Genomic DNA, 18,850 nt, shown 5'->3' with positions numbered 1-18,850 from the left:
TAGAGCCTCTCTAATTTTAGATCTCATGTAGGATTGGCGACCATGAGTGACCGGCCCAGACTGCGGGAGCGGAAGAAGCGGCGCACCAAGCAGGCCCTGATCGAGGCGGCCATCCGGCTGTTCGACGAGAAGGGCTACGACAGCACCACCGTCGCCGAGATCGCGGCGGCCGCCGAGGTGTCGCCCGCGACGTTCTTCAACTACTTCTCAGCCAAGGACGAGGTCGTCTTCGGCGACGACGATCTCTACGACGGCCTTCTCCAGGATGCCTTCGCCGGTCGCGCCGCCGACGAACAGCCGGAAGACCTGCTGCTGCGCACGATCCACCAGCTCAGCACCGCCGACGCCTGGAGCTTCCCCTTCGACCACGAGCTGACCAGGATCCGAGCCCGGCTGATCGCCACCGTCCCGGCCTTGCGCGCGGGCGCCTTGCTCCGCAACGCATCCCTGCAGCAGCGGCTCGCCCACGCCCTCCGCGAGGCCTATCCCGCGGAGCTCGACGCGCTGCACGCCGCGGCGCTGACCGGGGCCCTGATCGGTGCGATCGACGCGGCCATGCACTCCGGCCTCGACCGGGAACCGACCACCGACGCCGTCCTGCGGGCCGCGGAGATCGCGTTGCGCGGCCGCCGGTGAACGGCGCTGCGAGCCGGGGCCTTTGGCCTCTGGATCAGGCAGCTCCGCCTCCCGCACGGTGAGTCCCAGGCAGGGCGAGCGGAGGAGGCGGCGATGACCACGCACGGAGCACGGCACATGCACACCGGTTGGGTGGGATGGGTGTACTTCGCCGCCACCATCCTGCTGCTGACCGGCATTGTCCAGGTGATCAACGGGGCGATCGCGTTCGCCCGCTCCGGCGCGACGTACGTGACGCCGGCCGGATCGGCGGTGCAGATCAGCTACGCCGGGGTCGGCTGGAGCTTCCTGATCACCGGTGTCGTGCTCGCCGCCACCGGGGTCGGGCTGTTCAGCGGTCGCACCTGGGCGCGTGCCGTGGCCATCGCCATGGCGGTGATCAGCATCCTGACCAACATCGCCTTCTTCATGGCCTATCCGCTGTGGTCGGCGGTGGTGATCGTGCTCGACGTGGTCGTGATCTACGCGCTGGCCGCCCACGGCCGGGAGGCCGGCCACCGGTAGCCGGGCGGATCCCGGCGTTCCACAGTGGATGCCGCGCGCCCATCGCGGCCGCCCGGCCAGTCGCGTCGAGTACGCTGCGCTCCGGGACGTCGCGCCGCCCCGGTCTTCTCCGGCGCGGGCCGGGAAGGAGCGCCGGGTGAAGCGGCCGACGATCATCGACATCGCCCGGGAGGTCGGGGTTTCGAAGGCCGCCGTCTCCTACGCGCTCAACGGGCGCGCCGGGGTCTCGCCGCAGACCCGGGAGCGGATCCTCGACGTCGCGACGGCGATGGGCTGGCGGGCCAGCAGCGCGGCGCGCGCCCTGTCCAACGACCGGGCGGCGAACGTCGGCATCGTGCTCGCCCGCTCCCCGGAGGTGCTGCGCACCGAGCCGTTCTTCATGCAGATGCTCGCCGGCCTGGAGCAAACCCTTTCGGCGGACGGGTTTTCGCTGCAGCTCGCGCTCGCGGCGGACACCGGCACCGAGCTGGACACCTACCGGCGCTGGTGGGCGGAGCGGCGGGTCGACGGCGTGGTGCTGACCGATCTCCGCGTCTCCGACCCGCGCCCGGAGCTGCTGCGCGAGCTGGGGACGCCGGCGGTGTTCTTCGGCACCGCGGGGCCGATGCCGGGGATCCCGGTCCTGCGGGCCGACGAGGACGAGGCCATCCGCAGCGCGATCACGCACCTCTCGGAGCTCGGCCACCGCCGGATCGGGCACGTGCAGGGGCCGCCCGATCTCCAGCACACCGTTCGGCGGGCGGATGCGCTGCGCCGAGCCGTGGGCGGAACGCCGGGTCTCTCGGTGCACCACGCGCCCGGCGATTACACCGAGGAGGGCGGGGTTCGCGCCACGCGCCGCCTGCTCGCGGCACCGAATCCCCCGACCACGGTCATCTACGACAACGACGTGATGGCGGTCGCGGCGGTGGTGCACGCCGAGGCGCTGGGCGTGCGGGTTCCGGCCGATCTCTCGGTGCTGGCGTGGGACGACTCGATGTTGTGCCAGGTGGTTCGCCCCGCCATCACCGCGTTCGCGCACAGCGTCGTCGTGGATTCCGCCACCGCCGCCCGCATGCTGCTGGAGCTGATCGAGACCGGTTCGGTCGACGACGGTGAGCTGTCGCCGCGGACGCTGATGCCGCGCGGGAGCACCGCGACCGCTCCCGGCAACCGACCGGCCAACGGTAACGAAATGATCACGCCACCGATCGGCCCTTCTGATTAACCGGTTAAGTCCTTAGCTTGAGCCAGGGGTCCAACGACGGGCCCGACGGAGCCGAGGAGGCTTTCGTGCTCAAGCGCTCACTCCTGGCGGTGCCGCTGGTCGCGGCATTGCTCGCCGGCGCGCTGACCGGCTGCGCGGCACCGGCCGACGACGACAACACGATCACCTACTGGGCGAGCAACCAGGGCAAGAACGCCGCGCAGGACCGGGAAATCCTCGGCGAAGAGCTCGCCGAGTTCACCGCCCGGACCGGCATCGAGGTCAAGCTGGAGGTGATCGGCTGGTCCGACCTGCTCAACCGGATCCTCGGCGCGGCGACCTCCGGCGTGGGCCCGGACGTGGTGAACCTCGGCAACACCTGGGCCGCGTCCCTGCAGGCGACCGGCGCGTTCGTGCCCTTCGACGACGCGCTGATGAACCGCTTCGGCGGCGGGGACCGGTTCCTCGACAGCAGCATGAGCTCCACCGGGATGCCCGGGCAACCGCCGGCTTCGCTGCCGCTGTACGGGCTGTCCTACGGCCTGTTCTACAACAAGAAGCTGTTCGCCGAGGCCGGCATCACCGAGCCGCCGAAGGACTGGCGGGAGTTCATCGACACCGCGAAGCGGCTCACCGACCCGGCGCGCGGCCGCTGGGGGCTCACCGTCCCCGGCGCCAGCTACACCGAGAACGCGCACTTCGCGTTCATGTTCGGCCGCCAGGAGGGCACGCACCTCATCGACGAGCGCGGCAGCCCGTCGTTCGCCTCGCCGGAAGCCGTCGCCGCGGTGCAGCGCTACATCGACCTGATGGCCTCGGCCCGCGTGGTGGATCCCGACGACGCCGAGGAGGGCAATTCCTCCGGCGCGGCAGCGGATTTCGTGGACGGTGACGCCGCGATGCTGATCGCGCAGAACAGCGTCATCCCCACGCTGCACGACAACGGGATGGCCGAGGCGGACTACGGCGTCGTGCCGATGCCGGTGCCCGATCCCCTGCCGCCCGGCGGCCGGGCCGTGCGCAGCCACGTCGCGGGCTCGAACGTCGCGGTGTTCGCCGACAGCCCGCGGCGGGAACAGGCTCTCGAACTGGTCGAGTTCCTCACCAGCAAGGAGGTCCAGGCGTCGCTGAACGAGAAGTACGGCACGCTGCCGGTGGTCGAGGACGCCTACGCCGATCCGGCCTTCCACACGCCCAAGAACCAGGTGTTCAGCGAAGTGCTGGCCGGCGGCTCGGAAACCGTGCCGATGATCCCCAACGAGGCCCACTTCGAAACGACGGTCGGCGCGGCGATGCGCGACCTGTTCGCGGCCACCGCCACCGGACGACCACCCGGCGCGGAGGACGTGCGCGAGGCGCTGGCCGAGGCGGAGCAGAAGATGCGGGGGACCGGAGGATGACGGCCACCACACCGATTCCGGCGCGGCGTCGCGGGTGGACGCCGAGCCGGCGCGCGCTCCCCTACCTGCTGATCGCGCCCGCGCTGGCCTTCGAGCTGCTGGTGCACCTGGTGCCAATGCTCGGCGGCCTGTGGATGAGCCTGCTCGAACTGACCCAGTTCCACCTGCGGGACTGGGTGCGCGCGCCGTTCGCGGGCCTGGACAACTTCGGCTTCGCGCTGGACCTCGACGGCGCGGCGGGCGCGGAACTCCTGCGCTCCTTCGCGGTCACGCTGGCCTACGCGATCCTGACCGTCGGACTTTCCTGGACGCTCGGTCTCTTCGCAGCGACGCTGCTCCAGCGCAGCTTCCCCGGCCAGGCCGTGCTGCGCACGCTGTTCCTGGTGCCGTACGCGCTGCCGGTCTACACCGCGGTCATGATCTGGAAGTTCATGCTCGACCGCAGCGACGGCATGGTCAACACCGTGCTGGACGACCTCGGGGCCGGCGCGGGCGGCACCTTCTGGTTGCTGGGCGACAACGCCTTCGGCAGCATCGTCGTCACCTCGGTGTGGCGGCTGTGGCCGTTCGCGTTCCTCGTCCTGATGGCCGGGATGCAGTCCATTCCAGCCGACGTCTACGAGCAGGCCACAGTGGACGGTGCGGGGATCTGGCAGCAGTTCCGGTCCATCACCGTGCCGATGCTGCGGCCGGTGAACCAGGTCCTGGTGCTGGTGCTGTTCCTGTGGACGTTCAACGACTTCAACGTGCCCTACATCCTCTTCGACAAGTCGGTGCCGGGCGCGGCCAACCTGCTGTCCATCCACATCTACGGAAGCTCGTTCCTCACCTGGAACTTCGGCCTGGGCTCGGCGATGTCCGCGCTCCTGCTGCTGTTCCTGCTGCTGGTGACCGCGGGCTACCTCGCCTTCACCTCGCGGAGGTTGAAAGATGTCTGAGCCGCGGTGGTTCCGCCTCCTGCGGGTGGGCGGGCTGACCTTCCTGGTGCTGTTCACCGCGCTGCCGCTGTACGTCATGGTGACCTCGGCGGTGAAGCCGCTGGGCGACGTGCAGGACCGGTTCCGGTGGCTGCCGGTGAACATCACGTTCCAGCCGTTCGTCGACATGTGGTCGACGATCTCGCTGGCCGACTACTTCGTGAACAGCACCGTGGTGGCCCTGGGCGCCGCGGCGCTGTCGGTGACCATCGCCGTGTTCGCCGCGTACGCGATCAGCCGGTTCCGCTTCCGCGGCCGCAACGCGTTCCGCATCGTCGTGCTGTCCACCCAGATGTTCCCCGGGATCCTGTTCCTGCTGCCGCTGTACCTGATCTACGCCACGATCGGCCGGCTGACCGGCATCGCCCTGCACGGCAGCCACCTCGGCCTGATCATCACCTACCTGACGTTCTCGCTGCCGTTCGCGATCTGGATGCTGGTCGGCTACTTCGACTCCATCCCGAAGGACCTCGACGAGGCGGCGCTGATCGACGGCGCGAGCCCGGTGAGCGCCCTGCTCAGAGTGGTGCTGCCCGCCGCGCGACCGGGCATCGCCGCGGTGGCGATCTACGCGTTCATGACGGCGTGGGGCGAGACCCTGTTCGCCTCGATCATGACCGACTCGGGTTCGCGCACGCTCGCGGTCGGGCTGCGCGAGTACGCCACGCAGACCTCGGTGTACTGGAACGAGGTGATGGCGGCGTCGCTGGTCGTCAGCATCCCGGTGGTCATCGGGTTCCTGCTGCTCCAGCGCTACCTGGCCCAGGGGTTGACCGCGGGCGCGGTCAAGTGACCTGTTGGATCCACCAGCCGAGAAAGGGCGATCGATGCGACGCAACTCCGCCAAGGTGACCGTGGCCGGGGAACCGGCCGTGTGGCTCGGCGCGAACTTCTGGTCGCGCACCGGCGGGCCGCTGATGTGGCGGAACTACTCGCCGCGGGTCGTGCGCGAGGAACTGCGGGTGCTCCACGAGCACGGCCTGCGGCAGACGCGTTCCTTCTTCTACTGGCCCGACTTCATGCCGGCCCCGGACAGCGTCGACGCGGCCAAGGTCGAGCACTTCGCCGACTTCCTGGACGCGCACCAGGAGATCGGCATGTCGTCGATCCCGACCTTCATCGTGGGGCACATGTCCGGCGACAACTGGGATCCGGCGTGGCGGGACGGCCGCGACCTCTACGCCGACGTCTGGCTGGTGTCCCGGCAGGCGTGGTTCGTGCAGCGGATGACCGAGCGCTTCGCCGCGCACCCGGCCGTCGCGGGCTGGCTGATCAGCAACGAGATGCCGATCTACGGCCGGTTGCGGCACGAGCCGAAGGCGCCGACCGAGCAGGTCACCAGCTGGGCGCAGCTGATGGTGCAGGCGGTGCGGGCCGGCGGCGGGCACCAGCCCGTGTCGCTGGGCGACGGCGCGTGGGGCATCGAGGTCACCGGCACGGACAACGGGTTCTCGGTCCGCGAGACCGGTGCGCTGGTGGACTTCGTCGGCCCGCACGTGTACCGGATCGACAGCGACCCGGTGCGCCAGCACCTCGGCGCGGCGTTCATCTGCGAGCTGGCCGCGGTGGGCGGCAAGCCGGTGGTGCTGGAGGAGTTCGGCCTCTCCAGCGACCAGGTGTCGCCGGAGCACGCCGCGCACTACTACCGGCAGACGCTGCACAACTCGCTGCTCGCCGGATCGACCGGCTGGGTGGCGTGGAACAACACCGACTACGACGACCTCATCGAGCAGGGCCCGTACTCGCACCACCCCTTCGAGATGCACTTCGGCATCACCGACAGCGCCGGGAACCCGAAGCCGCCGCTGCACGAGCTGGCCGCGTTCGCCGACGTTCTATCCACTGTGGACTTCGCCAGGTGCGAGCGCACCGATGCGCAGGCCGCGCTGGTGGTGACCGAGTACCTGGAGCGCGGCTACCCGTTCAGCCAGGACGACGACCGGCCGCTCGTCTTCAGCTCGCTGCAGCAGGCGTACGTGGCCGCGCGGGAGGCCGACCTGCCCGTCGGGTTCACCAGGGAACGCGACGGCATCGACCCGGACTGCTCGCTGTACCTGCTGCCGTGCACCAAGCAGATCCAGGGGCCGACCTGGCAGCGGCTGCGCGAGCGGGTGGCGCAGGGCGCGGTGCTGTACCTGTCCTACACCGCGGGCGAGGTCGGACACCACCGGCAGCCGTGGATCCCCTACCTGGACGAGACCTTCGGCGTCGCGAAGGAGATGACCTACGGCGTGGTCGACGAGGTGACCGACGAGGTCGTCGAGTTCACCTTCGCCGAGGACTTCGGCGGCATCGCCGAAGGCGAGGTGCTGCGCTTCCGGGTCGGCGGCAACGAGCACAGCCGGGCGTACCTCCCGGTCCACCCGCGCGGAGCGACGGTGGTGGCCACCGACGCGCACGGCAGGCCGGCCCTGCTGCGCCACCGCAGCGGGCGGGGCGAGACCGTGCTGTGCACCTATCCGATCGAGCACTTCGCGGCGCGGAACGCGCGCGTCAACCCGGAGGACACGCACCGGCTTTACGCGGCGCTGGCCGAGATCGCCGGCGTCGATCGGACGATCGCGGTCGACGATCCGCGGGTGTTCGCGGACGAGCTCCGACACGAGGACGGGCGCCGGTTCGCCTGGCTCGTCAGCCAGCACGGCCAGGAAGTCACGACAACGCCGCGGGCGGACGGTTCTTCCTTGCACGACACCAAGACCGGTGAACTCCTTTCCAAGATCACGCTGCCCGCCTACGGAGTGCGGGTCGTCGAGCTGCGCGCGGTGCGGTAACGCCGGGCCGTGGGCCTTCCGGGCTGCTGCGGCTGCCCGGAAGGCTCGCGGTGGGTGCATGTCGGGGCGAAAGTCCCTTGTCCCGCAGCTCCGGAAGCGGGCAGGCGGCGGCGCGCATGCGACCGGCTTCCCACCGGTGTACAACGGGGTCGTACCGACCCATGCGGACACCGATCGCTCGTGGCGCTCACGAGCATTCCGCGGTCACCACTCATCCCGCTGCTCGTGTGGAGACGTCATGAAGATCGTGTGCATCGGGGCCGGGCCGGCCGGCCTCTACCTGGCCATCTCGGCGAAGCTCAGGGACGCCGGGCACGACATCACCGTGATCGAACGGGACCCGCCGGGAGCAACCTACGGCTGGGGCGTCGTGTACTGGGACGACCTGCTGGACATGCTGTACCGCAACGACCGGGAGAGCGCGGAGCAGATCCGCGCCGCTTCGACGCTGTGGCGGGAGCAGGTCGTCTCGCTGCACGGCACCGAACACGCCTACATGGGCGGATACGGGTACAGCGTGAACCGCGCGCCACTGCTGGAGATACTCGCCCAGCGCGCCACCGACCTCGACGTGGACGTCCGCTACGAGCACGCCGCGGAGGACCTGTCGGAGTTCGCCGACGCCGATCTGATCGTGGTCGCCGACGGCGCGAACAGCCGCACCCGCCAGCACTACGCCGAGGAGTTCGGCACCCAGGTCGACCACGGCCGCAACCCCTACATCTGGCTGGGCACGGACCGGGTCTTCGACATGTTCACCTTCGACTTCGAAGAGACACCCGAGGGCTGGATCTGGTTCCACGCCTACCCCTCCAGCGCCGGCATCAGCACCTTCATCGTCGAATGCCAGGACACCACCTGGCAACGACTGGGGTTCGACCGGCTCGGCGACGACGAGAGCATGCGGTTGCTGGAGGACATCTTCGACCAGCCGCTCGCCGGGCACTCGCTGATCAGCGCCGCCCGGGGAAAGCCGGCCTCATGGCAGCACTTCACCCAGGTCTACAACCAGACCTGGCGCCACGAGAACATGGTGCTGATCGGCGATGCCGCGCACACCACGCACTTCACGCTCGGCTCCGGGACCAGGCTGGCCATGACCGACGCGGTGATGCTCGCGCAGAAACTGCTGGATCGCGAGCAAACGTCCATGGCGCTCAAGGAGTTCGATGAGGAAGGCCACGCCATGATGCGCATGGCGCAGGCCTCGGCACGCACCAGCATGGCGTGGTTCGAGAACACCGACCGCTACACCGACCGCAATGCTGTGGAGTTCTGCTACGCGATGTGCAACCGGAACAGCTTGCAGCCGCCGTGGCACTACCAGCAGTACCTGCTGACGCAGCACTTGGCGGCACGCAAGACCCAACGGCTGTTCGGCAACGGCTTGCGGTGGGCTCGGGCGCGCAAGCGCGGCGAGTCGCTGCGCCGCTGAGGCAGAAGGCACCAGCCATGACCACTTCGCGGGCGTCGACCTGTCCCTGACTGGATAGGGTTGGCCCGAGTTACCCACGGCGCCGGCCGCTGGACCACTGGTCGTCATCACAGGCCCGTCGCACAGCTCCCTCGGCGGCAGCCCGATCGACTGCCACGGCCTGGGGAGTGACGCTCGTCGGCCCGTCTGCTCGACGCCGAACTGCCGATCGCCGTGGCGGCACCGACAACTCGCGCGAACACAACCAATACGAACGCGCGGGACGAAGATGCCATATTTGAGTCACGAAACCGATCGAAGTCGACTACTCGGCAACCATTTCATTGAAGTGGCCGAATTCTTGATCGTCCGAGTGGAACACTACCCTCAGTCGGGCCACTCTCGGTCTTGGTCGCACATATTTGAACAGCTCACCGTTCGCCGCAGCCTGCAACGCGGAAATAAACTTCCCGAATTCGTGCCTATTTTCGCGCGCCAGCACAGCTTTGGTGCATTTTATGGCAATTAGCAATGTCGAAGCCGCAACACCTGCTCGATCGCCGAACGCTGCGCCCAATCCTCCGTCGTCAAGTACCAGCAGATCAGATAGGCATTCATCGAACGCCCCCCAGTTGTAGCCAAAGTAGGATGGGAATTCAAGTTGGCGAGCAAATTCGTCAAACAGTTCCCTATCTGACTGGCATTTACTGCCATCGATAACCGCAAGATGTGCGCCATCCGCTGGCGGTTGATGAGAGAGACGCTCCAATGCTGCAGTGAACTGAACATTGGAAAGAGTAACAAAATGAGCCCAGTGCATTGCGGAGCGCCCTCGCCCCGGGGGTACAAACACCCCCGGGGCGAGGATCGCATCCCACTTGAGATCGTTGATCACTCGTCGACCAGCCTAGCTGCTAGTTGCGGCGCACCTGCCCTTAATGAACGGCATGAACGTCTGATAGTGATCAGGACTATACCAGTCGTAGTTGATAGTTTCCAAGGCTGCGTCGGTCACGATCCGCTCGGGACCACGCCCGTTAGGGCCGGCCGGGTAGATGTCGTACTCCCGATATTCATACGGTGGAGGGAGGGCGGGAAGCTTGCCGTCGGCGTTGCGATAGATCGCACCACCTTTGATCCCTGGGGGAGGCGTGAAGTTGTGACTTTGCAAGTAGGAAAGCATGTCCCAGGCCGCTTGCGGAATGTTGAGCTGCGTTCCCGTGCGCGGATCGACCGCGCACGGGCGCGACGAATCACCTTCTGCAGCCTGGGCCGACAATGGCGCAACGAGAAGAGTCAAAAAATGAGACGCATGCAACGAGCAGGCGAACCAATTGCGAGTTGCCGACCGAAATTCTTTTGATAGACATCAACACCCCAGACAAAAAGTAACAACAGGCATATGAAGGCACGAGGACGCCCCAACGAGCCTTCATTTTTTGCTCGCCACACGCCCCTCGCGTGTGGTCAGGAGCGGAATTTATTGGAATAGACCAACTGTGCGATACCGCCAATAAGGTGTGACGCAGGGCACGTTGTCCAGTTCTGCGGGGCCACGTCCGCCGACTCCGGGCATGAGGCCACTGGGTGGTTTGGCTACTTCCTAAGCGGTGGCACATGCCACCGAGAATTGTCGGCGCGATTGCATGCCGTGCGGTGCCCCATGCCATCTGTGATGACGATGTTGACGGCGACCTGTCGGTCGCCCCTGGCCACCTTCGCCGGAAGCGCCGAGCGGATCAGAGACGAGCGGCGGCAAGCCCCCGGAGTCGGGAGCACACGCCCACCATCGCAGGGGAGGTCCGCTACCTACTCGGCCATCGACAGGTGCACCCGCCAGGTGTGGATCGACGATCTCCACCGCCAGGTGGTGCGAGTGGAGTCGAGTTTCACTGTATCCCCGCCGAGGAAGCAGGCCAGCTCGGTGATGAGCTAGGCGACGTCTACCGGGGTTCTCAACGAGGCATCGCGGACGGGCGATGTTGTGTTGATCACGATCTTCGTGTCGTTCGTCCGGAACCGGATCACCTGTTGCTCCGTTGCTACGGACATGGGCGATGATCCTGGAAGTACCTGCCGCGCCCCTCGCGAGCCGAGGGGCGCGGACCTCTCCGAGCCGCTGACGCCGCACGTCGGCGGCCCGAACCGAACCGCCTGCCGCGCGTCGGCGGACAGCACCTCCCCTGCGGAGTCCCGTCACGGCCAGGCGCCGCCCACGACTTCGCCCGGCACCCGTTCCGGTCGCCCTCGACCCGAGCCCGGTACGTTTCTCGCGCCGTGCAGCCGAAGATTCCCCGGCACTCCTCCCCTGGCCGGCCGATGGCACTTTCCTCCCCTTCCCGCACGACACCGCGGCATCCGAAAATGCCGCGGAGCGGGCGCGGCCGCATCGGACCGCACTGACATCACCGATCCGGCCGGAGGAGCCGCACCGCCCGCAATCCGTTCGACCACACGCACCGCAACTGAATCGACAGCGAGAAGAAGAGGAAGGGCCAGCAGAATGGTCTTCAAGAAGCTCCTGGGCGCCCTCGGCGTCGGCGGCCCGTCGGTGGACACCGTGCTGCACCACCAGCACGTCCGCCCGGGCGAGAACCTCGCCGGGGAAGTCCGCATCACCGGCGGGAACCAGGACGTCACCGTCGAGAGCGTCGCGCTCGGCTTCGTCACGCGCGTCGAAACCGAGCACGGCGGCCACGACGGGCACGCCGGCGTGGAGTTCCACCGCGCCGTGGTGGCCGGCCGGTTCGAGCTGCGCGAGGGCGAGAACAAGACCATCCCGTTCCAGTTGCCGGTGCCGTGGGAAACGCCGATCACCAGCGTCTACGGGCAGCACCTGCACGGCATGACGCTCGGCGTGCGCACCGAGCTGGCCATCGCCAAGGTCGCCGACAAGGGCGACCTCGACCCGGTGTCGGTGGAACCCCTGCCCGCGCAGGAGAAGGTGCTGGAGGCGTTCTCCCAGCTCGGTTTCCACTTCAAGAGCGCCGACCTGGAGCACGGCCGGTTGCACGGCGTCCGCCAGGAACTGCCGTTCTTCCAGGAGATCGAGTTCTACCCGCCCCAGCAGTTCGCCGGGCGGATCAACGAGGTCGAGCTGACCTTCGTCGCCGGCCCGCACGGGCTGGACGTGGTGCTGGAGGCCGACAAGCGCGGCGGGTTCTTCACCCCGAGCCAGGACGCCTTCGGCCGCTTCCACGCCTCCCACGAGGAAGCCCTCGGCACCGACTGGGCCGGGCGGATCCACGGCTGGCTGGAACAGGTCGCCGACCGCCGCGGCGCGGGCCACCCGATGGCCGGGTACGACCACCACGGCTACGAGCACCACGGCCACCACGACGAGCACCACCGGCGCGGATCCGGGATGGGCGGCATGGTCGCGGGTGCCGCGCTGGGCGCCGGCGCCGGGATCCTCGGCGGCATGGTCGTGGGCGAGGTGCTGGAAGAGGTCTTCGAGGGCGACGAAGAGGAGTTCTGATCCTCCGGTGGGCGCCGGGAATCCGTTCCCGGCACCCACCGCGCGCCGGTCAGCTCAACTCCCGTCGGGGCAACCCGTTAGATTGATCAACATCGTTGCCTCCGCCGTGATCGGGAGTACTTGGTGAGCACGCGCGAACGCGTCCGCGAGCTGGTCGACGCGCCACTCACCCAGCGGGTGGTCATCGCGGTCATCCTCGTCAACGCCGTGACGCTCGGCTGCGAGACCTCCCCCGGCCTGGTCGCCAGCCACGGCTGGCTGCTCCACGCGGTGGACCGGGCCGCGCTGGCGGTGTTCGCGGTGGAACTGGCCGCCCGCCTGTACGGCCACGGCTGGCGATTCTTCCGAGACCCGTGGAACTGCTTCGACGCCGTCATCGTCGGCATCGCGCTGCTGCCCACCACCGGGGCCTTCGGAGTCCTGCGCGCGCTGCGCATCCTCCGCGCCCTGCGGCTGATCTCGGTGATCCCCAGCATGCGCCGCGTGGTCAGCGCGCTGCTCACGGCCGTCCCGGGGATGGCCTCCATCGCCGCCCTGCTGGTGCTGATCCTGTACGTGGGCGCGGTGATCGCCACCAAGCTGTTCAGCGCGGTCGCCCCGGACTACTTCGGCGACCTCGGCGACTCGCTGTTCACCCTGTTCCAGGTGATGACCGGGGAAGCCTGGTCCGAGGTCGCCCGCGCGGTGATGGCCGAGGAACCGCTGGCCTGGATCTTCTTCATCGGCTACATCGCCATCACCACGTTCACCGTCCTCAACCTCTTCATCGCCGTCGCCGTGTCCGCGATGGAATCCCAGGTGGGCCGCGAACGCGAGGACGACGGTGAAACGGTCCGCGAACTGCTCACCGAGATCCGCGAACTCCGCGCCGAAGTCCGGGAACTCCGCGCCGCGCCGGCCGAATCCTGAAGTCGGCTAGTGCGTGACCGGAAACGATCATCGGGTTGGTGCTGACTGGCCTCGTGCCGATTGGATGTGACTGGAAGGGGTTGCCCTCTTCCCCCGCGATACGGTGCTGCGATGTCTCGATCAGTCGAAACCGGATCAGTGTTGTCTCCCGTCACCGCGGACGACGTCGACCTTGCCGTGCGGCTCGCCGTGGGCATCCTTCGGGACGCACCCCCGGAGGGGTGGGGCGGCAAGGCCGGTTCGCTGGAGTGGGACTGCTGGGAGACCGCCGAGCACCTCGCCAACGACCTGTTCTACTACGCCGTGCAGCTGGGGCCGCAGAGCCCGCCGCTGGACACCCATGTGCCTTTCGCGTTGAGCCAGAAGAGGCCGGACGGACCCGCGTACTTCCTCTTCGCGGAGCGTGATGCGGGTCCGGCCGGCCTGGTGCAGGTGCTGGAGGCGTGCGGCGCGCTGCTGGTCGCCATGGTGCGTACCACGCCGCCCCAGGTCCGCGCCCACCACGCCGCCGGGGTGTCGGACCCCGAAGGCTTCGCGGCGATGGGGGTGGTAGAGACGCTGGTACACATGCACGATCTGGCGGAAGGCTTCGGACTTGCCTGGACCCCGCCCTCCGCTCTCTGCTCGCGGGTGCTCGCCCGTCTGTTTCCAGAGGCTCCGGACGGCGCGGATCCCTGGCTCACCCTGTTGTGGGCCACCGGCCGCGCCGAACTGCCGGGGCACCCTCGTCTCACCACGTGGCGCTGGGCCAGCACACCGCGGTCATAGGAGCGGATCGGCTTCAGCCGCGGCCAGGCTGATGATCGTGCCCTTACCCGGCGAGAGCGCACCAGGCCACCCGTCCCAACCGGCAACCCGGCGAACCTATGCGGTCACGGCACTAGGGCTCGCCCGGCCGGACGAGATGACCGCCGATGCCGAGGACTCCGCTGACGAAATCCCTGGCCATCCCGACCTCCTCGGGCGAGCAGTCGACGAGCACCTTGATCTCGGCGTCCCGCTTGGCCAGGTCCGCGGTGAGCAGGACGCCCGCCACTCCCGCGCCCGCCGCCGAGCCGACGAAGACGTCGATGCCGGCGCCGTCACCACCGGTGGTGCCCGCCAGGTAGCCGTAGTCCAGCGGGTAGACGACGTCCGGGATGCGCGGATGCGGCCGCCCCTTCGGCCGGTCGACGACGATCTCGCCGTGCCGCACGAGATCGGCCAGCGCGGCGAAGAATCCCGCAGATCCGGGATGCGCCCCATCCGGCGCTTCGGTTCTCATGGGCTCAGCCCAGGAACTGGTCGTAGAGGAGGTAGGCGTTCAGGCCGATGATCAGCGTCGTGATCGCCGTCATCACCGCCGTCAGCCAGCGCGGGTTCGCGAAGGCGCCCATGACCGAGCGGTCCCTGGTCACCAGCAGCAGCGGGATCAGCGCGAACGGGATGCCGAAGCTCAGCACGACCTGGCTGAAGTTCAGGACGTCGGTGGGGTTCATGCCGAGCACGATCACCACGAGCGCGGGCGTCATCGTGATCAACCGGCGCAGCAGCAGCGGAATCCGGAAGTTGATGAACCCGGCCATCACGACCTGCCCGGCGAAGGTGCCGACGCTGGACGACGAGATCCCGGACGCGAGCAGGGCGACCGCGAACACCAGGGCGGCGGTGCCACCGGCGAAGGTAGCGAGGCCCGCGTGCGCGTCCTCGATGCTGCTGATCCCGGTGTTGCCGCTGGTGTGGAACAACTTCGCGGCCATGACCAGCATCGACAGGTTGATCAACCCGGCGAGGCCGAGCGCGATGACCACGTCCCAGCGCTCGAACCGCAGCACCTTCCGGCGGTCGTCGTCGGTGGAGACGGCCACCCGGCGGCTGGTGAGCGCCGAGTGGAGGTAGACCACGTGCGGCATCACGGTGGCGCCGACGATCCCCACCGCGAGGTAGGCGCTGCCGGCCGGCAGCGTCGGCACCAGCCCGGCGATGGCCTGGGCGGGCTCCACGCCGATGCGCAGCAGCTGGTAGGCGAAGCCGGCGATGATCAGCAGCAGCAACCCGGCGATCGCCCGCTCGAAGGGCCGGTAGCCGCGCGCCTGCAGGCCCAGCAGTGCGAACGCGACGACCGCGGTGATCAGCGCCGCCGGCACCATCGGGATGCCGAACAGCAGGTACAGGCCGAGGGCGGCGCCGACGAACTCGGCGAGGTCGGTCGACATGGCGACGATCTCCGCCTGCAGCCACAGGCCCCACCGCACCGGCCGGGAGTGCCGCTCCCGGCACACCTCGGGCAGCGTCTTGCCGGTGACCACGCCGATCTTCGCGGACAGGAACTGCACCGGCATCGCCATCAGGTTCGCCAGCACCACGACCCACACCAGCGCGTAGCCGAACTCCGCGCCGGCGCCGATGTTGGTCGAGAAGTTGCCGGGATCGACGTAGGCGATGGCCGCGATGAAGGCGGGCCCCAGCATCGCGAGCGCGCCCCGCATCCGCCCCCGCCCGAGCACCTGCCCCAGGTCCTCCCGGGAATCGCGTCCCGCCTCGACCTCGGTCACGCCCATCGGTCCACCCGAGCCGCTGCCTGCGCGCCGATGACGGCCTCCTGCCGGTCCGCGCGCGGCGCCCCGGTGGGCCCGCGCGAACAACGATTCGTCTTCCCGTCCACGAGATTACGGTATGCCGAAAAATTCTCTTCGCAAGCCCCCACCCGGCCGCTCGCACCCGGCGCGTCCGGAGCGGGAGTCCTACACTCCGGTTACCGATTCCGCCGCGCCAGACCGGCCGAATCGCGTGATGGGGGTAAATCAACTCGGGTATGGAGCCACCGATGGCCGAGGAGAACGTACGCCGCCGCGGCTACCGAGCAGGACTCGGCGGCGAGATGCTGGCGGAATTCCTGGGAACCTTCGTCCTGATCCTGCTGGGGTGCGCATCGGTCGCGGTGGCCGTCGCCGGACTTCCCGGCTCGGGGCGGCAATCCGACGCCTTCGGGCCCGCGAACTGGCTGATCATCGGGTGGGGCTGGGGACTCGCCGTGGTGTTCGGCGTCTACGTCGCGGGCGGCGTCAGCGGCGCGCACATCAACCCGGCGGTGACGCTGGCCTTCGCGGTGCGGCGGGCCTTCCCGTGGGTGAAGGTCGTGCCCTACATCGTCGCCCAGGTCGTGGGCGCGTTCGTCGCCGCCGCGCTGGTGTACGCGACGTACAGCTGGGCGATCGACGCGTTCAACACCAAGGCCGGTCTCGCCCGCCCGCAGTCCCTGGACACCTTCGCGATCTTCGCCACCTTCCCGGCCAAGTACTTCGACGGGTCGTGGTGGGGGCCGCTGCTGGACCAGATCGTCGGCACCGCGATCCTGGTGCTGCTCATCTTCGCGCTCACCGACACCCGCAACACCGCGCCGGCGGCCAACCTCGGGCCGTTCCTGATCGGCCTGGCCGTCGCCGCGATCGGCCTGACCTTCGGGCCCAACGCCGGCTACGCGATCAACCCGGCGCGCGACTTCGGCCCCCGCCTGTGGACGTTCATCGCCGGCTGGGACGGCATCGCCCTGCCCGGGACCTACCAGTGGTTCAGCTGGTACTTCTGGATCCCCATCGTCGGGCCGCTCGTCGGCGGCGTCGTCGGCGCCGTCGTCTACGACCTGTTCATCGGCCAGGTCGTCGCGGCCCGCGCGGCACCGCCGGAACCCGGGCGGGTGAGCGACGACGCGAGCTGAGGCCGCCCGGTTAATCCGACCCGGTAGCGGCGCAGTCCGCCGGATTACGACCGGATTCGGCCCGGGTACACCCATTTCGAACATCGGGATGGGTGGCGGTGGCGATGACGCAGCAGTACCTCGTCGGCGAACTGTCCGTTCGGCTGGCCCAGCTCCAGGAGGCGGCCGATCCGCCGGCCGCGGACGGGTTCGCGAGCCTGCGCCGGGATGTGGAAGCCGCGCCGCCGCACGCGCTGGGCCCGGCGGTGGATCGGGCGATCCGGCTGGCCGACGAGTTCTGCTGGGACTCGGTGCGCAGGGGCGACGTCACCACGTTCGACGGCCTGGCCGCGTGGTCGGCGGAGCTGTGCGAGTTCGCCGCCTGCGCGGGCCTGCTCGATCGGGAGGCCGGCGGGTGAGCCCCATGCCTGTCCACAGTGGTCAATCCCGGCGAACCCGCTGGACCAGCCGCGGGATCTCGTCGACGACGGCCGCCGCGGCCGCCACGTCGCCGGACAGCGGGCGTTCCCGGGTATCCGGATCCAGCGCGTCGCACGCCCGCTGGTAGACCGCGCGGATCGGTCGCCCCGGGCTGATGCCGCGCTGCCGGTTCGCGCGGACCGCTGCCACGAGTTCGCAGGCCAGGACGAGCCGGTGCGCATCCGCGGCGCGCCGGGTCTGCCGGACCGCCTGCGGGGCGAAGCTCGCGTGCTCTTCGGCGCCCCTGGACAGCGCGATGTGGCCGAGTGTCGCCGGGAACGCCGCGGCGCGCAGTTCGGCGAGCGCGGAACCGGCGCCGTATTCGAGCGCCATGATCCCCGAGCTGCCCGGCGGTCCCGCCGCCAGGAACGGGCGCAGCCCCGTCATCCCAGGTTCGGTGAGCATCGCCAGCCTCGCCGCCGACAGCTGGGCCGTGGCGAGCATCGCCAGCCGCAACCGGTCCAGCGCCAGGGTCAGCTGGGCGGCGTGGAATCCACCGTGGTGGCGGGCCGCCGCCGGTTCGCCGGTCGTGAGCAGCGGGTTCTCCGCGGCCGCGTTGAGCTCCACCACCACGACCGCGTCGGCGTCGGCCACGGCCTCCACCGCCGGGCCGTGCACCTGCGGGAAGCACCGCAGCCCGAACGGATCCTGGATCCGGCGGCCCGGAGCCACCTCGCCGCCGAGCAGCGCCAGCACCTCGGCTGCGACCCGGGATGCGCCGGCGTGCGGGCGGCCCGCGTGCACCTCGGGCGCGAACGGCTCGGTCGATCCGTCGACGGCGAGCGCGGTCAGCGCCGCGATCGCGGCGGTCGCCGACACCAGACCCCGCACCGCGGCCACCGCCAGCGCCGCCTGGCCGATCGTCAGGGCGTTGCTGCTGATCAACGCCAACGCCTCGCCCTCGGTCAGGGCGACCGGGGCCGGTCCGCGACCGGTCCAGCGCGCCTCGCCGGCGAGGGCGAGCCCGAGTTCGGCCAACGGCCCGAGATCGCCGGTCCCGACCGAGCCGTGCTCGTGCACCTCCGGGTACGCCCCGGCGTTGAGCGCCGCGGCCATCGCCTCCGCGAGCCCGGGCCGCACGCCGGTGCCGCCGCGCAGCACCTGGTTCAGCCGGACGGCCAGCATCGCCCGCACGTCCCGCTCCGGCAGCAGGTTCCCGATCCCGCTGGCATGGCTGCGCAGCAGCCGCATCCCGTGCGCGGCTCCACCGGGCACCACCTCGGAGCGGTTGGCGCCCACGCCGGTGGTGCGCCCGTAGACCGGCCCGGTGGGCACCGCGGCTGCGCCGAGCCGGGCCAGCTCGGCGGGCGCGACGCAGACCGCCACCCGGTCGTCGGCGATCCGCGCGACATCCACAATGGACATATCAGCGCCGTCGAGGAGCACCGGGGCTCCGGCGCGCACCGCGGTCATGGC

Annotated in this window: 18 protein-coding genes; 13 read left to right on the top strand and 5 right to left on the bottom strand. The window is 69.4% G+C overall.

Annotated elements, in window-relative coordinates:
* Window positions 1-42: 42 nt before the first annotated feature.
* From AC07FN_RS04270 to AC07FN_RS04235, 8 genes are all read left to right on the top strand, one after another.
* Window positions 43-636: a TetR/AcrR family transcriptional regulator gene (locus AC07FN_RS04270; RefSeq protein WP_478394310.1), complete on the top strand. Its 594-nt coding sequence runs from the start codon at window positions 43-45 to the stop codon at window positions 634-636.
* Between the two features lie 93 nt (window positions 637-729).
* Entirely contained in the window at window positions 730-1,140 is a 411-nt protein-coding gene (locus AC07FN_RS04265) for a DUF7144 family membrane protein (RefSeq protein WP_478394309.1), read from the top strand.
* 136 nt (window positions 1,141-1,276) lie between these two features.
* On the top strand, window positions 1,277-2,347 hold the full coding sequence (locus AC07FN_RS04260) for a LacI family DNA-binding transcriptional regulator (RefSeq protein ID WP_478394308.1): 1,071 nt from the start codon (window positions 1,277-1,279) through the stop codon (window positions 2,345-2,347).
* A 65-nt stretch (window positions 2,348-2,412) separates the two neighbouring features.
* Window positions 2,413-3,726 carry an ABC transporter substrate-binding protein gene (locus AC07FN_RS04255; protein ID WP_478394307.1) on the top strand — a complete coding sequence of 438 codons (1,314 nt, stop codon included), beginning with the start codon at window positions 2,413-2,415 and terminating at the stop codon, window positions 3,724-3,726.
* Complete coding sequence (locus tag AC07FN_RS04250) at window positions 3,723-4,664, top strand: carbohydrate ABC transporter permease (RefSeq protein WP_478394306.1); 942 nt, start codon at window positions 3,723-3,725, stop codon at window positions 4,662-4,664. Before AC07FN_RS04255 ends, AC07FN_RS04250 begins: the two co-directional genes overlap by 4 nt.
* Window positions 4,657-5,496, top strand: coding sequence for a carbohydrate ABC transporter permease (locus tag AC07FN_RS04245; protein ID WP_452615748.1), 840 nt, complete (start codon window positions 4,657-4,659; stop codon window positions 5,494-5,496). The genes AC07FN_RS04250 and AC07FN_RS04245 overlap by 8 nt, the downstream gene beginning before the upstream one ends.
* A 34-nt stretch (window positions 5,497-5,530) precedes the next feature.
* Window positions 5,531-7,477, top strand: a complete 1,947-nt coding sequence (locus AC07FN_RS04240; RefSeq protein WP_478394305.1) for a cellulase family glycosylhydrolase — start codon at window positions 5,531-5,533, stop codon at window positions 7,475-7,477.
* A gap of 238 nt (window positions 7,478-7,715) precedes the next feature.
* Window positions 7,716-8,912, top strand: coding sequence for an FAD-dependent monooxygenase (locus AC07FN_RS04235; RefSeq protein ID WP_478394304.1), 1,197 nt, complete (start codon window positions 7,716-7,718; stop codon window positions 8,910-8,912).
* 304 nt (window positions 8,913-9,216) lie between these two features.
* Here AC07FN_RS04235 and AC07FN_RS04230 read toward each other — a convergent pair whose 3' ends face one another.
* Together AC07FN_RS04230 and AC07FN_RS04225 are read right to left on the bottom strand one after the other, a co-directional pair.
* On the bottom strand, window positions 9,217-9,786 hold the full coding sequence (locus tag AC07FN_RS04230) for a barstar family protein (protein ID WP_478394303.1): 570 nt from the start codon (window positions 9,784-9,786) through the stop codon (window positions 9,217-9,219).
* Window positions 9,787-9,798: 12 nt separating this feature from the next.
* A complete protein-coding gene (locus tag AC07FN_RS04225; RefSeq protein WP_478394302.1) occupies window positions 9,799-10,170 on the bottom strand; it encodes a ribonuclease domain-containing protein in 372 nt (123 codons plus the stop codon).
* Window positions 10,171-11,394: 1,224 nt separating this feature from the next.
* Between AC07FN_RS04225 and AC07FN_RS04220 the strand changes: the two genes are divergently transcribed.
* The 3 genes from AC07FN_RS04220 (at window position 11,395) to AC07FN_RS04210 (ending at window position 14,046) form a co-directional block, all read left to right on the top strand.
* Window positions 11,395-12,369 (top strand): sporulation protein, encoded by a 975-nt coding sequence (locus AC07FN_RS04220; protein WP_478394301.1) that lies wholly within the window; start codon window positions 11,395-11,397, stop codon window positions 12,367-12,369.
* Window positions 12,370-12,492: 123 nt separating this feature from the next.
* On the top strand, window positions 12,493-13,278 hold the full coding sequence (locus AC07FN_RS04215; RefSeq protein WP_478394300.1) for an ion transporter: 786 nt from the start codon (window positions 12,493-12,495) through the stop codon (window positions 13,276-13,278).
* 111 nt (window positions 13,279-13,389) lie between these two features.
* On the top strand, window positions 13,390-14,046 hold the full coding sequence (locus tag AC07FN_RS04210; RefSeq protein WP_478394299.1) for a hypothetical protein: 657 nt from the start codon (window positions 13,390-13,392) through the stop codon (window positions 14,044-14,046).
* Window positions 14,047-14,158: 112 nt separating this feature from the next.
* Here AC07FN_RS04210 and AC07FN_RS04205 read toward each other — a convergent pair whose 3' ends face one another.
* Window positions 14,159-14,542: an inorganic pyrophosphatase gene (locus tag AC07FN_RS04205; protein ID WP_478394298.1), complete on the bottom strand. Its 384-nt coding sequence runs from the start codon at window positions 14,540-14,542 to the stop codon at window positions 14,159-14,161.
* A gap of 4 nt (window positions 14,543-14,546) precedes the next feature.
* Entirely contained in the window at window positions 14,547-15,818 is a 1,272-nt protein-coding gene (locus AC07FN_RS04200) for an Nramp family divalent metal transporter (RefSeq protein WP_478394297.1), read from the bottom strand.
* A gap of 266 nt (window positions 15,819-16,084) precedes the next feature.
* On the opposite strand from AC07FN_RS04200, the gene AC07FN_RS04195 reads away from it, so the two are divergent.
* A complete protein-coding gene (locus AC07FN_RS04195; protein WP_478394296.1) occupies window positions 16,085-16,975 on the top strand; it encodes an MIP/aquaporin family protein in 891 nt (296 codons plus the stop codon).
* Window positions 16,976-17,079: 104 nt separating this feature from the next.
* Window positions 17,080-17,373: a hypothetical protein gene (locus tag AC07FN_RS04190; protein WP_478394295.1), complete on the top strand. Its 294-nt coding sequence runs from the start codon at window positions 17,080-17,082 to the stop codon at window positions 17,371-17,373.
* A gap of 22 nt (window positions 17,374-17,395) precedes the next feature.
* Here the strand turns inward: AC07FN_RS04190 and AC07FN_RS04185 are convergent, their stop codons facing one another.
* A complete protein-coding gene (locus AC07FN_RS04185; RefSeq protein WP_478394294.1) occupies window positions 17,396-18,847 on the bottom strand; it encodes an aromatic amino acid lyase in 1,452 nt (483 codons plus the stop codon).
* Between the last annotated feature and the right edge of the window lie 3 nt (window positions 18,848-18,850).

It is taken from the genome of Saccharopolyspora sp. NPDC045941 (assembly GCF_056431445.1).
Note: the sequence above shows the minus strand (reverse complement) of the source record. Positions and strands in the feature narration are given on the sequence as shown.

Coding starts and splice junctions, on each gene's coding strand:
- AC07FN_RS04240 (WP_478394305.1), top strand. CDS start 5,531: ATGCGACGCAACTCCGCCAAGGTGACCGTGGCCGGGGAACCGGCCGTG.
- AC07FN_RS04185 (WP_478394294.1), bottom strand. CDS start 18,847: ATGACCGCGGTGCGCGCCGGAGCCCCGGTGCTCCTCGACGGCGCTGAT.
- AC07FN_RS04265 (WP_478394309.1), top strand. CDS start 730: ATGACCACGCACGGAGCACGGCACATGCACACCGGTTGGGTGGGATGG.
- AC07FN_RS04250 (WP_478394306.1), top strand. CDS start 3,723: ATGACGGCCACCACACCGATTCCGGCGCGGCGTCGCGGGTGGACGCCG.
- AC07FN_RS04205 (WP_478394298.1), bottom strand. CDS start 14,542: ATGAGAACCGAAGCGCCGGATGGGGCGCATCCCGGATCTGCGGGATTC.
- AC07FN_RS04190 (WP_478394295.1), top strand. CDS start 17,080: ATGACGCAGCAGTACCTCGTCGGCGAACTGTCCGTTCGGCTGGCCCAG.
- AC07FN_RS04210 (WP_478394299.1), top strand. CDS start 13,390: ATGTCTCGATCAGTCGAAACCGGATCAGTGTTGTCTCCCGTCACCGCG.
- AC07FN_RS04220 (WP_478394301.1), top strand. CDS start 11,395: ATGGTCTTCAAGAAGCTCCTGGGCGCCCTCGGCGTCGGCGGCCCGTCG.
- AC07FN_RS04245 (WP_452615748.1), top strand. CDS start 4,657: ATGTCTGAGCCGCGGTGGTTCCGCCTCCTGCGGGTGGGCGGGCTGACC.
- AC07FN_RS04200 (WP_478394297.1), bottom strand. CDS start 15,818: ATGGGCGTGACCGAGGTCGAGGCGGGACGCGATTCCCGGGAGGACCTG.
- AC07FN_RS04195 (WP_478394296.1), top strand. CDS start 16,085: ATGGCCGAGGAGAACGTACGCCGCCGCGGCTACCGAGCAGGACTCGGC.
- AC07FN_RS04270 (WP_478394310.1), top strand. CDS start 43: ATGAGTGACCGGCCCAGACTGCGGGAGCGGAAGAAGCGGCGCACCAAG.
- AC07FN_RS04235 (WP_478394304.1), top strand. CDS start 7,716: ATGAAGATCGTGTGCATCGGGGCCGGGCCGGCCGGCCTCTACCTGGCC.